We start from the raw sequence: 16,409 nt of genomic DNA, 5'->3' as shown, positions 1-16,409 counted from the left end.
GACCTGCTTTATATCCTTGAGATTGCGCTCGTTCCAGGCGGTCACGCTTTTGTCTCTTCATAGTGTCGTCCTCATACATAAAAAAGTGTCTAACGTACTACTATTAAATATTTGTGGAGCTTTTATGACTCCACTATTAAGAATCGATCAAAACGGCCGCTTTCTCAAGGTATAAAAAAAGCACAGATTCAAATTTGTGAACCTGTGCTCTAGTATACAAATTGACCTATTTTTTACGGAACCCTAGGAAGCCAAGCACTGTCAAAGCCAAGAAACCCAGGCTACCACCGCTGCGGCTTACTGGCGGACGCTCAACACTACGCTCTTGAATATCAGCGTTAGTCGCACTTTGGATTGGAACCAATTTCACCGCCACAATTTGCTCGGCACCGCTGCCGCCACCACAATAAGAGTTGTGCTCAATCGTGTCGTAACCACCGCTACATTTCAGGGCTGTCGCCGAGATGACGCCGGCATCGTTGATATCTGTAGCATCAATAACGCGGAACTGGTTGTTGTTACCTGTAGCGTTTCCATCATTGGTTAGATCATCCAGGATCCAAGCACGGTTACCAAAAACACTGTTTGGTGTCACGTCACCGATAGAAAGAGGATAAATAAAGCCACGTTTACGACGAGGTTTGCCATCAACTTCGCGGTTCTGTTCCGCGTCAGTCTGACCAACTAACTCGTTGAGATTGTTGATACTCCCCGCTTGGCCACCCGCACCTTTAAAGAAAATAGACTGACCAGAATCCGCCATGTAAGTGGCTGAAGGGCTTGTCACATCACTGACGTAGAACACTTTGTTCGCCGCCGAGCCGTTTTCTGGTTTGTTACCCGCTAGCTTAGCAACACCGATAGCCACACCGTTGGCATTGACCTTCTCAACCACAGAGTTGGAGTATTTGTAATCACTGCCACTGGTTGCGTTCGACACCTGCTTACTTGCGCAGTTAGACAATGTACCCGTTGAAGTATCACGGTCACAGCTAAACACGGTGGCATCAATACGCTGATCTTTGTAGGTGTTGTAGCCCACACCATAGAACTTGCTCTCTTTGACCAGAACATCGCGCATACTGGCTTGAGCTATTCGGTCAGAGTCCTGCTCTTTAGCACCACTTCCCCAAGAAAACTCTGTAACAGACGACGTATCATTGCTGTTCCAGACTGCTGCTTTCGATGAGTGGTGATCGCCGTTACCATTTTTCTTGAAGCGGGAGATGCTACCGACCACATAGTCGCCAGTATCATCTGAATTGAATGCTCGCGACTCAACAACGTTTGGTTCATTGGTTGGTAAAAACAGGCTAAATGGCGCAAACGCTTTGTTACGCGTGCTGCCATCACGGCTATTGCCAATCGCATTACCATTTTTGTCGAGGCTATTCAGAGACGTGTTCGAGTCAAAAGACTCACCACCAGCACCAACGATTTGCGCCTGACCATTAGTGTAATCGCCAGACAGCTCTTTGCTGTAACCTTCCCACTCTGTCTGCGCCCAAGACTCGCAAGTTGAGTAGCCTAGTTGCGCATTACAGTAGCTTTCAAAATCATTTTTATCGTCGATATAACGAAAGCGATTGTCCATCGCAAAAGGAAGCTCTTCACGGTAGCTGACGCCCTCTGCCCATTTGCGCCCTTCCACGCCCATCGCGTAGGCATCACCATTGCCACATGACGTACTGGTGAAACAGTTTTCTCCGTCTGCAGAAGGTTGAATTGCAACACCGTATGACTCGGCGTATCCAGATAAAGCAGATGGTGTAACCTCAACCACTTTGTAAATCGCAGCATTGGCGTTCATTGCGGCAAATACAGTGGCCGCAACTGCTGATAACTTGAATGTATTACTCATTGTTATTACTAACTATTCCTGTTGCATGGCTTCGAGCTCTTCCCAACGCTCGAATGCACTTTCTAATTCCTGCTCCGTAGCGGAGAGCTGATCCAAGATAGATTGGGTGGTATCGACAGGCTGACTAAAGAACTCCGGCGAATTCACCTGCTCTTGTAGCGTTTCTATCTCGGTTTCTAATTCTTCCAAACGCGCAGGCAAAGCCTCTAGTTCGCGCTGTAGTTTATACGATAACTTTTTCGACTTAGGCTTCTGTTGCGTTGTTTTGGGAGTTTCTTCAACTCGTTGCTGCGTTTTGGGTGCGTTATCAGCCGAACGAGCCTTACGCACCTGCAAACGCTGCTGTTGAGCGTCATGATATCCACCAACAAACTCTTCAATCTCACCATCGCCTTCGAAAATCCAGCTTGTCGTGACCGTATTATCGACAAATTGACGATCGTGGCTGACTAAAAGTAACGTGCCCTGATAATTGGCAAGTAAATCTTCTAAAAGTTCCAACGTTTCGATATCTAAATCGTTGGTTGGTTCATCGAGCACCAGCAAATTATTGGGTTTAAGGAAAATACGTGCGAGAAGCAAGCGGTTCTTTTCCCCACCAGATAACGCTTTTACGGGTGTTCTTGCGCGTTTAGGCGCGAACAGAAAATCCTGGAGGTAGCTCAAAGCATGACGCTGACGTCCAGCAACCATAACTTCCTGCTTGCCATCAGCAAGGTTATCGATGACGGATTTTTCTGGATCGAGTATCTCACGGTATTGATCAAAATACGCCACTTCCAGCTTGGTGCCACAATGCAATCGACCGGAATCCGGTTGAAGATCGCCCAGCAGAATTTTCAACAGGGTACTTTTGCCACAACCATTCGGGCCAATCAGTGCAATACGCTCCCCACGCATCACATTAAAACTGAAGTTCGATACGATCTTCTGACCGTCAATGCTGTAGCTGAGATCCTCAGCTTCAAATACGATCTTACCAGAGCGTGATGCATCATCGATCTGAATATTGGCTTTGCCTTGCACATCACGACGACTTTGACGCTCTTCCCGCAGTTTCTTCAGTGCTCTTACCCGGCCTTCATTACGCGTACGACGAGCTTTAATGCCCTGACGAATCCAAACTTCTTCCTGAGCGAGTTTTTTATCAAATTCTGCGTTTTGCATCTCTTCGACACGCAGCATCTCTTCTTTCTCTACCAGGTAATTCTCATAATTGCCCGGGAAAGAACTCAATTGGCCTCGGTCCAGGTCAACGATACGTGTCGCCATCGATTTAATAAAGGCTCGATCATGAGAAATAAAGATAATAGAACCACGAAAGTCCTTCAAAAAACCCTCGAGCCATTCAATGGTCGTGACATCCAGATGGTTGGTCGGCTCATCCAGCAACAGGACATCCGGGTCGCTCACCAACGCCCGGGCCAAGGCGGCTTTCCTTTGCCATCCACCCGACAAGTCGGTCAACTTGGTATGACCATCCAGTTTCAATGCGCTCAGAACATTTTTGATACGATCTTCAAAACGCCAGGCACCAGAGTGTTCAAGCTGCTCCTGAATACGCGATAACTTGTTAATATTGGTTTCTGAAGGGTCTTCGGTCACCAGATCTAATTGATCCTGATAGATCTTAAGTTGATGCCCGACTTCTTTCAGGCCACCAGCGACGTAATCAAAAACGTTACCGTCCTGATTACGAGGCGGATCCTGCTCCAGACGAGAAACAATGACATCCTGCATGATTTGCAGCTTGCCGTCGTCCATCTGAACTTCACCGGCCAACACTTTCATTAACGTGGACTTGCCTGCACCATTTCGGCCAACCAGACACACACGTTCATTTTCTTGCAGCGTAAAGTCTGCATTATCTAATAACGGGTGATCGCCAAATGCGAGTACCCCGTTATGGATGGTAAGTAATGCCATTATTTCCTAACCAATCTTTTAATTCTTCCAGGTCAAAAGGCCAATTGAGTTCCGAATCATTGTACTTAAGCACGGGGATGGTGACACCGTAACGTGAAAACAACGCATCATCCAGTGCAATATCAATAACCTGCACTGCATCTGCCATATCCAATTGTTTAACCAGTCCAAATGCCATCTCGCAGAGATGGCATCCTTCTGTACTGTACAACGTAATCAAATCAGTCTTCCTTGTGACTAATCAGCCAGCAGTTATGAATGTGTTTGTTGCGACTGAAATCCAGCGGCAACGTTTGAGACGAAATATTCTGTGCTTTCAGCCCCAGTTCCGTCAGTGCGTCCATGTCCATCTTGAAGTGACGCTTGTTATTGGAGAATACGATGGTGCCACCAGCACGTAACAAGCGCTTAAGATTTGTCATTAACTGTACGTGGTCGCGCTGAACATCGAATGTCTGCTCCATACGCTTAGAGTTAGAAAACGTCGGTGGATCGATAAAAATCAGATCGAACTGCTCCGATGCCTTTTCTAACCATTGCAAACAGTCGGCCTGTTCAAAACGATGCTGACGTCCGACTTGGCCATTCAGCTTCATGTTTTCCTTTGCCCAGTCCAAATACGTATTGGACATATCAACGGTTGTGGTGGATTTCGCACCGCCACATGCAGCATGAACCGTTGCAGACCCTGTATAAGCGAACAAATTAAGGAAGTCAGCTCCTTGCGCCATCTGACCCAGTTTCCGACGAGTCAGTTTATGGTCAAGGAACAGGCCGGTATCCAAATAGTCATGTAAGTTGACCAGAAGCTTTACACCATACTCCTGCACTTCCATCATTTGCGATTCCTGACCTAGCTTCTGATATTGAGAGCGGCCTTTTTGCTTTTCTCGTACCTTTAAAACAACTTTGTTAGCTTCTACCCCAAGCACCTGAATGGTCGCGCGGATAATGTCCGTCAGGCGTCGTTTCGCTTTTTCTTCTGGGATGTTTTTTGGAGCCGCATATTCCTGAATCACGACATTATCCAGATAGAGGTCAATCGCTACGTTATATTCTGGTAAATCTGCGTCATAAATTCGGTAGCAGTCCAATTTCTCTTTGCTCGCCCACTTGCCGATTTTACCCAGGTTCTTTTTCAAACGGTTCGCAAAATCAGGCGCAATTAATGACTCTTGATTGGTACTCTCGCCGCCATTCTCGCTCACCCGGGCTGAAATAGAATAGTTCTTTTGGTGACACGGTAACGCACCATTATTCAATTTGTATTGTTTGTCAGCGCGCATACGCAAACAGCTCAACAACTCATCTGAACTGGAGAATATCGATGCCTGGCATCCGCCAAATTGAGACTTAAGCTGCGCCCCAAACGCGGTGTACAGAGCAATTAATCCCGGATGAGTGCCCAAACGTTCACCATAGGGAGGGTTACAAATGATCACCCCCTCTTCGAAGCCTTCTGGACGACTAACCTGAGCCGCGTCTCCCTGTTCAAAGCGAATCAGTTCTTCAACACCAGCACGTCTGGCATTTTCGCGCGCTGTTTTCAACACCCGAGGGTCGTTGTCAAAGCCATAAAACTTAGCGTCAACTTTTTTGACACCGCGCCTTGCCTGTACATTCGCTTCAGATTTAATCTCTGCCCAGGTATCCGGTTCAAAGTCTTCTAGCACTTCAAAACCCCATTTCTTGCGCATGACGCCAGGCGCCATATTGGCCGCAATCAAAGCCGCTTCAATAAGCAAAGTACCTGAACCACACATAGGGTCTAACAGGGATTTAGATGCGTCCCACCCGCTTCGTAACACAATCGCTGCAGCAAGCGTCTCTCGTAGAGGTGCACGACCTGACTCAGTCCGATATCCACGCTGATGAAGACCACCACCGACCATATCGATACCGAGTAAAGCTTTGTCTTTGTGCAGGCGCACATGAAGGCGAAGATCCGCATGATCCTTACTGATCGACGGACGAGGTAAACCTTTCTTATTGAAACAATCCACCACCGCGTCTTTCACTTTCATCGCGCCATACTGGCTATTTCGAATCTCACGGTTTGTACCATTAAAATCCACCACAAACTTCTTCGAACTGTGGAAATGATTCACCCAGTTGACCGCAGACGCTGACAGGTAAAGATCCATGTCATCCTGACAAGTAAACTCGGCCAGCACACGCACAAATCTTGATGCCAACCGACTCCACAAACAGCAGCGATAGATCTGTTCATTTGTCGCTTTGAACTTAACCCCTGCCTGAACAGGTTTCGGATTGCTAATGCCTAACTGAATAAGCTCGTCAACTAACAGGTTCTCAAGACCGTTTGAGGTAACCGCAAGATATTGATGCATAGTGCTCTTTAGATAATAAAAATGACCCGTCATTATAGCCGACATCCCTGCATTGAGAAAATCTATCCTCCACTTTTCTCCGGTGGAGACACCAAACGGACATCAATTGACCAGCTTTGTCGCATTGTTTCTTAAAATTCTTCTCCATCAACTTCTCTTCGCACTCAATAACGTAAATAAAGACGCACAAGCGAAGTGAATACTTATTCCATGCAATATTGGTCTATACCACACAGACCTTTACAGTGTAAATTTATTACATTTTGACCTTAAAATGGGAATTTTTGAGGAATGACGATGAAATAATGGGCAAATAAGGAACAACAAAAAAGTGAAATTTTTGACCTATTTTAACTTTGAGACACCATGATGGTGTTCAATTGCTCTGGGTGTCCCTGCTTTCTCGCGTTCAGAATTGGTGGTGATAAGAGCGATTTCTGGCCGAATTGCGGACAAAAAAAATCGGCTCAGAGGCCGATATAGGAAATGAAACAAAAGGAACGAAACAAATGTATAGGGAAAGTGATTAGCCCACCATAGCGTATGAGTGGGTTTGAAATAACTGGTTGGCCAACAACATACGGTCGTGCATCACCTTAATAGCCTGACCAAACACAAGAGACTTACTGCCTGACATCTGGAATTCTTCAAGATCGATGTATGCAACTAAGCTGGCGTTATCCCCTACCTCTAACACGATGAAATGGCCCGAACTGGCGCTGTTGCTAAGTTTAACGATGTCACCTTCAGAGGGCTGACATTCGTCACCCTGTGCATCAAAAAACCAACTTTTAGGCTGAACAGGCTTATGGAATCGCTTCGCGGCAACACAATAAAGTGCCAATTCCGCCTGACGCGGCTCGCTCAGAGGCAGAAGAGAAATTTGTTCTTTAAACGTTTGGAATGCAGATGCATCATCAACCGAAAATTCGTTGATGCCAACGGCACAATCGACAAGCAGTTTACGCTCTAGATTGGTCTTGAATATCATGTCTTCGCCCAGGTCCAGCATTAAGTAGCCTTCCCTGTCTTCATAATACCAAGTCCATTTATCACTGGGTTTAAGCATCGTTCCAACTCTCAAATTCAGTTTATAATTAAACTTCCAAGGTAAAACGCTTAATTACCTTTGCCGACAATTACTGTAATTCTATGAGCGTATTGATAAAAAAAAAGAGGAAATGAATTTTCACTTCCTCTTTAAAAAACGAATTGCCACGACTAAATTTGAGGGTGACGGTGTCACTCAATCAAAGATTCTTAACGATGTCTCGCACCAATCCCGGACCATGGTAGATAAAACCAGAGTACACCTGAACCAGCTTGGCGCCGGCCAGCAGCTTTTCTTTGGCCGATACGTACGAATCGATACCACCCACCCCAATAATAGGTAGCTTGTCACCCAACTCTTCGTGAAGACGACGTACGACTTCCGTACTGCGCGACTGAACCGGGCGTCCACTTAATCCACCGGCTTCGTTCGCATGCTTCATTCCTTCCACCATAGTTCGGTCGAGTGTGGTGTTGGTTGCAATGACGCCATCGATATTATTTTTGATCAACGATTCACAGATCTGGGTGATCTCTTCGTCACTAAGATCCGGCGCGATCTTCAGGGTGAGCGGTACGTATTTGCCATACTTTTCCGCCAGTGCCGACTGCTTCTCTTTTAAAGATGACAGCAGTTCATCTAAAGCATCTCCATACTGCAGAGAACGAAGTCCAGGAGTATTCGGAGAGGAGATGTTCACTGCGATATAGCCGGCGTATTCGTACACCTTCTCCATACAAATCAAGTAGTCTTCAGTGCCCTTTTCAATTGGCGTATCTTTGTTCTTACCAATGTTGATACCCAGTACACATTCGAACTTCGCTTTTTTAACATTCTCAATCAGATTATCCACACCCAGGTTGTTGAACCCCATCCGGTTGATAATGCCTTCCGCTTCAACTAAACGGAAAAGACGTGGTTTGTCGTTACCTGGTTGAGGGCGAGGCGTAACGGTTCCCACCTCAACAAAGCCGAACCCCATTGCATCGAATGCCTCGATACACTCACCGTTTTTATCCAGACCCGCGGCCAGTCCAACTGGATTGCGGAAAGTCAGTCCCATGCATTCGACAGGTCGGTGTGGAAGTTGTTGACGGTAAAGAAGATCGAGAGGAGTGCCGGTGAAACGTTTGAAATTCTGAATTGCAAGATCATGTGCCTTTTCGGCATCAAGTTGAAAAAAGCCAGCTCTGGCTAGACGGTAAAGCATTGTGCCTCCGAAAGAAAAAAGCCCCGTATAAACGGGGCCTTATTATTTACTCATTTGCAGCACAATTCAAATTTAATAGCATCAATTCTCTCAATGCCACAGAGAATTTCGCAAATTCATGTACTGACCCCACTTTGAACTCATTGAGAATGTTGTCCCAACGTTGTAGTGAGACTTCGTTGGCCTGAATCCAGTCTTCCAGCGCTTGCATAACATCCAACTCTTCAGGTGCACAGCTGCAGCTCAGAACCTGGCCAGTCAACTGACGTTGCTGCCAATCCAGATCCTCACGGAAGGCCGCACGAGCCAGCGCTTGCCAGTTATTATCCACCGCCTGATTATTGATTTGTTTCAGGAACCAGTGCAATGACAAACGGTCACCCAAATTGAAATACAGTTTGGCGGTTTGTTCAACAGTTTTGCCTTTTTCACGGGACACTGTGGATATATCCAGTACTGAGTACAGGCTAGACAAACGTGCGACATAATTGGCCAATTCAGCCGAGATGCCCTTCTCAATCCACGCCTGTGCCATCTCATTGTGCTCAGCCACTTCCGATTCAACCAGCATATCATCCAGCTTCTCGGTTATGGTGTTCACATCGGACTGATACAGTTCCACCAGCAGTTTCACCGATTGCTTACCAGTGCGATTACGCAGTAACCAGCGAGCCAGTCGACGTAGCGTACGACGAACATAGAACATCAAATCGTATTGCGTTTGCGCTTCCGCTTTATTGTCTAGCTCTCGAATCTGCTGAAGCACTTTGTCCAGACCATAGATCTCACGGGATGCCGCATAAGCGTTAGCGATATCAACTACATTGGCACCAGTCTCTTCTTGCAGACGGGTGACAAAGTTACAGCCCATTTCATTCACCATTTGGTTCGCCAGCGCTGTTGCGATAATTTCCGCTCGCAACGGGTGGTTCTGCATATACTGAGAATAGTTACGGCGTAACTCAGTCGGGAAGTAGTTGATTAACTGCTGCGCATGATATTCATCGTTGGCGATATCATCGTGTACCAACTGTTCTTTCAACACCATTTTGCCATACGCAACCAGAACAGAAAGTTCAGGGCGAGTCAGTGCCAGGCCTTGCTTCTCACGCTCCAACAGCGTTTCATCATCTGGGATGTATTCCAATGCCCGATCCAACTGACCAGCTTTCTCCAAAGTATGGATAAAGCGGATCTGTTCTTTCACGGTAGAAACGCCCTGCTGTTCAGTCACTGAAATGGACTCAGACTGACAGTAGGCATCTTCCAGAACGATCTCGCCAACTTCGTCTTCCATCGATTCCAGGATCGTATTGCGCTGTTTGATCGTAAGATCGCCATTCGCCACTAAGCCATTAAGGAAGATCTTAATGTTGACCTCGTTATCTGAACAGTCAACACCGCCAACGTTATCGACAAAGTCGGTGTTCACGCGACCGCCAGTCAGAGCGTACTCAATTCGGCCAAGTTGCGTCATGCCCAGGTTACCACCTTCACCCACCACTTTGGCTCGCAATTCACGACCATCGATACGCAGTACATCATTCGCACGGTCACCTACGTCAGTATGCGTTTCCGTCGAAGCCTTCACGTAAGTTCCGATCCCGCCGTTCCACAGAAGATCCACTTTCATTTTCAGGATCATCTTAATCAGATCATTCGGCGCTACCGATGCCTTCTTGGTACCCAGCATCTTCTGAATTTCCGGCGTCAGTGAAATCGACTTGGCCCGGCGTGAGAAGATGCCGCCCCCTTTGGAAATCAGTTTAGGATCATAATCTTCCCAGCTTGAACGCGGCAGTTTGAACAAGCGATCACGTTCTTTCCAACTGCTTGCGGCATCTGGGGTTGGATCAATGAAGATATGCATGTGGTTAAAGGCTGCCTGCAGACGGATGTGTTTTGACAGCAGCATGCCGTTACCGAACACATCTCCCGCCATATCACCGACACCCACCGCAGTGAAATCTGTGGTTTGACAATCGATGCCCATTTCACGGAAATGACGTTTCACCGATTCCCAGCCACCTTTCGCCGTGATACCCATGGCTTTGTGGTCATAGCCGTTTGAGCCGCCAGACGCAAACGCGTCGCCCAACCAGAAGTTGTACTCCGCAGACACCGAGTTCGCCAGATCCGAGAATGTCGCGGTACCTTTATCCGCAGCAACAACCAAATATGGGTCATCCTCATCATGACGCACAACGCTCTGAGGCGGAATCACTTCCCCTTCAATGATGTTGTCAGAAACGTCAAGTAATGCACGGATAAAGCGCTTATAACAACGTTGTCCTTCTGCAAAGATCTCATCGCGGGTCGTCAATGATGGCTGGCGTTTACAAACGAAACCACCTTTTGCACCCACCGGTACGATAACCGTATTTTTAACTTGTTGCGCTTTCACCAGACCGAGAATTTCGGTACGGAAATCTTCCTGACGATCAGACCAACGCAGACCACCACGGGCTACTTTACCACCACGCAAGTGAACACCTTCAATATCCGGTGCATACACAAAGATCTCGTAGGCAGGTACTGGTTGTGGGATTTCTGGAATCTCACTTGGCTTCATCTTCAGAGACAACCAAGGTTTTGGCTGTTTGTTCTCATCAAGCTGGTAGTAGTTTGTGCGCAACGTCGCGGTAATCATTTCCATGTAGCGACGTAAGATACGGTCATCATCCAGGCTTTCGACATGATCCAGCTGCTCAGTAATATTGGCAATGAGATCCGCTTGTCCTTTCTGGCTGCCTTTGGTTTTTGGATCAAAGCGCTTCGAGAACAGCTCCACCAAACCTTTCGCCAAATCTGGGTAATGGTTTAGTGTGTCTTCAATGTACTGCTGACTAAATGGGAAGCCAACCTGGCGCATGTAGCGTGCATAAGCGCGAAGGATCGAAATCTCACGTCCTGTCAGTGATGCGCCCAATACCAAACGGTTAAAGCCGTCACTTTCCAGGTTACCGGCCCAAATGGCGGCAAAAGCTTGTTGGAAACGATCACGAGCTTCACGAAGATCCACAGTTTTCTCACTCTTATGCAGCATTGAGAAATCCAGGATCCAGTATGTCTGACCGTTGGACTTAATCACTTCGTACGGCGATTCGCCGATAACACGAAGACCAAGATTTTCCAGCATTGGCATTACATCAGACAAGTGAATTGGCTCGTCACGGTGATACAGCTTGAGACGTACTGCTTTGGAATCGGATGCTTCTTCTTGTGGACGGTAGAACAACATGCCGAGTTTATGATCATCACTCAGTGCTTCCAGTCGCTCAATATCCGCTACGGCGGAGCCTGGCATGACATCTTCTTTGTAAGAACGTGGGAAGGCGCGCAGGTATTCTTTTGACAAAGGCAGGCCTTTGCTTTCACCAAAGTTAGCTACGATCGCGTCAGACAGACGATCATCCCAGTTTGAAGATGCTTCCATTAAGTTTTGCTCGATCAGTTTTACATCAACGTCCATATTGTTGTTGTCAACACGAACAATATAGTGCGTTCTCGCCAGTGGGCTTTCAGAAAAGTAAGTGGTGAACTCGACTTCTTGTTCACAACCAAAATAGTTTTTCAATATACGCTGAGTTTGTCGGCGCAGCTCCGTGTTGTAACGATCTTTGGTGACATAGACCATACAACTGAAGAAACGCCCAAACGGGTCTTTACGGACAAACAAGCGCAGCAGATCGCGATCCTGCATCTGAACCACACCCATCCCCACTTCAAGCAATTCTTCTTCTTTTGCTTGCAGCAGCTCATCACGTGGGTAGTTCTCCATGATGTTGTGTAGCGCTTTGTAAGAATAGGAGCCTTCGCGGTAGCCGCTGGCTTTCAGGATACGTTCCACCTTCTCGCGGATCAGCGGAATGCTTTCCACACTCTGGTTATAAACCGCAGAGGTGTACAGGCCAGTAAAGCGATGTTCACCAATAACCTTACCGTTTTTGTCAAACTTCTTAATTCCGATGTAGTCGGTGTAGGCAGGACGGTGAATACGAGACTGTTTGTTTCCTTTCGTCACGATCAGCAGGTAGGGTTTCTTCGCTTCCAGACGAGCGGAGTCAGAAAACTCGGTCAGTTTTACGCTGCGTACACGGCTATCATCCTGGAACAGGCCCAGGCCTTTTTCTTTGGTCGGACGTAATTCGGTTACGCCATCCACTGAGACAAGATCGTATTCCTTGTACCCCATGAACGTGAAATTATGATCCCCCAGCCAACGCAGGAATTTGATCGTTTCTTCAAAACGATCCCCTTCGATCGGGATCTCTTTCTTATGTTTTTCTAGGTTGCCGGTTACCGTTTCCAGTTTGTCGACCATGGAGCGCCAGTCTTTCACGACTAGAGCAGTATCTTCAAGAATGCTGAGCAATTCCTGTTTAAGCGACGCCATTTCCTCTTTGCTGCTCAGGCGGTCAACTTCCACATGGAACAGAGACTGAAATACCCCTTCACCATTGTTGATCCCGGTTACGTCACCGGTTTCATCACGTTCGATCTGTGTCGGACCGTGAAGCATCAGGTGGGAAACAAGGTCTAGGCGGCTTAGCGCCATTTTGATGGAGTCAACAAGGAAAGGACTGTCAGGAAGGACGATTTCTACGATAGTGTGTGTCGATTGCCAGCCCTGTCGGCTGACGGTTGGGTTAAACACCCTGACTGATAACTCATCCGGCTTCTTATCATTGATGTGGTGCCACAAGCTGACCACCGCACCATAAAGGTCGGATTCATTTCTCTCAATCAAATCATCTTGAGAAATGTTGCTAAATAAATGTTGCGCAAGTTGAGTTACGAGGGGTTGATGAGCAAGCTCGAGTTTGTCTTGAATAAGCTTGTACACTTTTTCAAGAAGAACCGGCATCAGAGTTTCACGCGCGGTCATAAACGACTCCACTATAAGGCTATTTTTTATTGTAGGGGTTGGAGTAAGCATAGTGCCTACTACTGGTAATGCACGCCTTATTGTAAAAGCTTTATTGACAAATAGTTAATGATTTTAGAGCTGGTAAGAGGTGAAATGTTTGAGAATGTGATTAAGATTCTATTTAAATCGCTATGAAATTAGCTGCTCACAGAACTTCTAACTTTAAAAACTTATTGTTTTGGTCAGTTGTTAGCCGAAATCGACCTTTTACTCCAATCTGAGTTAAAAATGGACGAAAGCGTGATGCGGGTAATTGCAACCGCCCCCCCTGCTCAGTCACCACCAAAACAGATGCTGCCATACCAGAATAGTGTGCTAGAAAGGTCTGATACGAAATGTTAAGACGAAAAAAATACGTGTTCATCAGCTTAAAATCGGGGTGACCTTGGTCACCCCTTCAAAGGTTTATGCTTCCAGAGCCTTAGTGACTTTCTCATACAGATCGTTAGCCAAATTATCCATGCCCTTCAGCATTTCTAATTGGGCTTTGATCAGAGACTGACGCTCTTCATCATACTTGCGGAATTTAAGCAGAGGATCAATAAGACGAGAGGCCACTTGTGGATTCGAGCTGTTCAATTCGCGCAAAATCTCTCCGGCAAACGCATAACCTTCACCGCTCTTCGCGTGGAAACGCACTGGGTTCATGTTCAGGAACGAACCAATCAGGCTGCGGGTACGGTTTGGATTCTTAAGGCTGAATGCTTCATGACTCATCGTTTTCTTGATGACGTCCAATGCATTCTCCGCCGGATTACACCCTTGTAGCGCAAACCATTTGTCCATCACTAGGCCATCGTGTTTCCACTTATCGCTGTAATCCGCCATCAGAGTTTCACGGCAAGCCAGCTGAGCACTGTTGGCTCCAGCCATCGCAGCCATCGTGTCAGTCATGTTATTCGCCTGCGCGTACTGACTCTGTACCAACGCATCACCTTGCTCGGTATAGGCCAAGTAGCCAAGGCAGGCATTACGCAATGCACGTTTACCGATTGCAGCATGGTCAACACTGTAAACGTCTTGCTTGAGGCTATGGTAAAGCGCGCCAAATTCATCTTCCAACGCCTCAGCCAATTGCACTTTGATACCTTTCAGTACTGCAGCAATGGCATCAACATCTACCAGCTTGTACCAGCCAGAGACTTCATTATGAGAAGGCAGTGCCATCATTTCGGCGATAAATGCAGGTTCAAGCGTATCACTCAGCAAGACTCCACGGAATGCGTCGATAACCGCTTCCGGTAACACAATGTCTTCACCATTTTGCACACCAGCAACATTGCTACGAATGTATTTGGCCAGCAGCATCTGACCGGCATCCCAACGAGCAAACTCATTGCGTGCATGCACCATTAAGAAGATCAGGCTGTCATCTGAATAGTCGTACTCCAGTTTAACTGGCGCAGAAAACTCACGCAGCAGAGACGGAACCGGTTTCTCTGCCACCTTTTCAAACACAAACGTCTGTTTGGCCTGTTTCACATCAAGCACATTCGATACCGCTTCACCGCCAGAGATCAGCTCAATCACGTTACCTTTGGCATCATACAGCTCGACATCAAACGGAATGTGCAGCGCGTGTTTATCAGCCTGATCCTGAGTCGCTTCAGTCGACTGCTCAACCGTGAGCGTATACATTTGATCGGCCGCATTGTACTCATCCGTTACTTTCAAAGTTGGAGTGCCAGACTGGCTGTACCACAAACGGAATTGCTTGAGATCAATACCGGAGGCATCTTCCATCGCAGCCACGAAATCTTCACAAGTCGCCGCGGTACCGTCATGACGTTCAAAGTACAGCTTCATGCCTTTCTGGAATCCCTCTTCGCCCAGTAAGGTGTGCATCATTCGAATCACTTCACTGCCTTTCTCATACACCGTCAAGGTGTAGAAGTTATTCATTTCAATCACTTTCTCTGGACGAATCGGATGTGACATCGGGCTGGCATCTTCAGCAAACTGAGGACCGCGAATAATACGAACATTATTGATACGGTTTACGGCACGAGAGCCGAGATCGGATGAAAACTCCTGATCACGGAATACGGTCAACCCTTCTTTCAGGCTCAGTTGGAACCAGTCTCGGCATGTCACTCGGTTGCCAGTCCAGTTATGGAAATACTCATGACCAATAACCGCTTCAATACCCAGATAATCGGTATCTGTCGCTGTCTGATCATTGGCCAACACAAACTTAGAGTTAAAGATGTTCAGACCTTTGTTTTCCATCGCACCCATATTGAAGAAATCGACAGCCACAATCATGTAGATATCCAGATCGTACTCCAGGTCAAAACGCTCTTCGTCCCACTTCATTGAGTTGATCAGCGAAACCATGGCGTGATTGGCTCGATCAAGATTGCCTTTGTCGACAAAAATTTCCAGCGCCACATTGCGGCCTGATTTAGTGATGTAGCTGTCTCGCAATACGTCAAAATCGCCCGCCACCAATGCAAACAGATACGCAGGTTTCGGATGTGGATCCTGCCATTGAACCCAGTGGCGGCCACCTTCCAAATCACCTTCTGCAATTCGGTTACCATTACTAAGTAAATACGGATACTCAGCTTTGTCAGCAATCACTTTGGTGGTGTACTTCGCCAACACATCCGGGCGATCAAGATAATACGTGATGCGACGGAAACCTTCCGCTTCACACTGTGTACAGAATGCCCCGCCCGATTTGTACAACCCTTCCAGAGCCGAGTTAGCTTCTGGGTCAATCAGCGTAACAATCGTTAAATCAAATTCGATTGGCAGAGATAAAATCTCCAAGCCACTTTCTGTCAGGTTGTAGTCCGTCCATGGTGTGTCGTTGACCAGAATGTCCTTCAGCTCCAGACCTTCTCCATCCAGGCTCAGCGTTGTGCTGTCCTTCAACTGTCTTACCTTGGAAACGGCCGTAACAACGGTCGCGTTGTCATGCAAATCGAATGTCAGGTCAATATCAGTGATGGTGTGAGAAGGCGATTGATAATCTTTACGATATTTGGCTTGAGGAGTATGAGCCATTGTCTTAATCCTTTTGACGAGTTGATACCCTTATATCTGAGGGTGATGATACGCAGTTACAAGAGCGT

Annotated in this window: 9 protein-coding genes and 1 pseudogene; all 10 read right to left on the bottom strand. The window is 47.0% G+C overall.

Annotated features, from left to right (window positions below; all coding sequences use genetic code 11):
- Positions 1-61 (bottom strand): annotated as a pseudogene (locus CAG64_RS18225) (ribosome modulation factor); the annotation flags it as partial.
- A 165-nt stretch (positions 62-226) separates the two neighbouring features.
- Positions 227-1,861 (bottom strand): DUF3466 family protein, encoded by a 1,635-nt coding sequence (locus CAG64_RS18220; RefSeq protein ID WP_161448814.1) that lies wholly within the window; start codon positions 1,859-1,861, stop codon positions 227-229.
- A gap of 12 nt (positions 1,862-1,873) precedes the next feature.
- Complete coding sequence (locus CAG64_RS18215; protein ID WP_161448816.1) at positions 1,874-3,787, bottom strand: ABC transporter ATP-binding protein; 1,914 nt, start codon at positions 3,785-3,787, stop codon at positions 1,874-1,876.
- Entirely contained in the window at positions 3,765-4,007 is a 243-nt protein-coding gene (locus CAG64_RS18210) for a glutaredoxin family protein (protein WP_161448817.1), read from the bottom strand. The genes CAG64_RS18215 and CAG64_RS18210 overlap by 23 nt, the downstream gene beginning before the upstream one ends.
- A gap of 1 nt (position 4,008) precedes the next feature.
- Positions 4,009-6,138 (bottom strand): bifunctional 23S rRNA (guanine(2069)-N(7))-methyltransferase RlmK/23S rRNA (guanine(2445)-N(2))-methyltransferase RlmL, encoded by a 2,130-nt coding sequence (gene rlmKL / locus CAG64_RS18205; protein WP_161448819.1) that lies wholly within the window; start codon positions 6,136-6,138, stop codon positions 4,009-4,011.
- 526 nt (positions 6,139-6,664) lie between these two features.
- A complete protein-coding gene (locus tag CAG64_RS18200) occupies positions 6,665-7,207 on the bottom strand; it encodes a cell division protein ZapC (RefSeq protein ID WP_021703249.1) in 543 nt (180 codons plus the stop codon).
- 181 nt (positions 7,208-7,388) lie between these two features.
- On the bottom strand, positions 7,389-8,399 hold the full coding sequence (pyrD, locus tag CAG64_RS18195) for a quinone-dependent dihydroorotate dehydrogenase (RefSeq protein WP_161448821.1): 1,011 nt from the start codon (positions 8,397-8,399) through the stop codon (positions 7,389-7,391).
- Between the two features lie 46 nt (positions 8,400-8,445).
- Positions 8,446-13,287 (bottom strand): NAD-glutamate dehydrogenase, encoded by a 4,842-nt coding sequence (locus CAG64_RS18190; protein ID WP_161448823.1) that lies wholly within the window; start codon positions 13,285-13,287, stop codon positions 8,446-8,448.
- 187 nt (positions 13,288-13,474) lie between these two features.
- Positions 13,475-13,693, bottom strand: a complete 219-nt coding sequence (locus CAG64_RS18185) for a DUF2835 domain-containing protein (protein WP_161448825.1) — start codon at positions 13,691-13,693, stop codon at positions 13,475-13,477.
- Between the two features lie 41 nt (positions 13,694-13,734).
- A complete protein-coding gene (pepN, locus tag CAG64_RS18180) occupies positions 13,735-16,341 on the bottom strand; it encodes an aminopeptidase N (protein WP_161448827.1) in 2,607 nt (868 codons plus the stop codon).
- Between the last annotated feature and the right edge of the window lie 68 nt (positions 16,342-16,409).

The organism is Vibrio sp. V38_P2S17PM301 (assembly GCF_009904845.1).
GTDB lineage: Bacteria > Pseudomonadota > Gammaproteobacteria > Enterobacterales > Vibrionaceae > Vibrio > Vibrio proteolyticus.
Note: the sequence above shows the minus strand (reverse complement) of the source record. Positions and strands in the feature narration are given on the sequence as shown.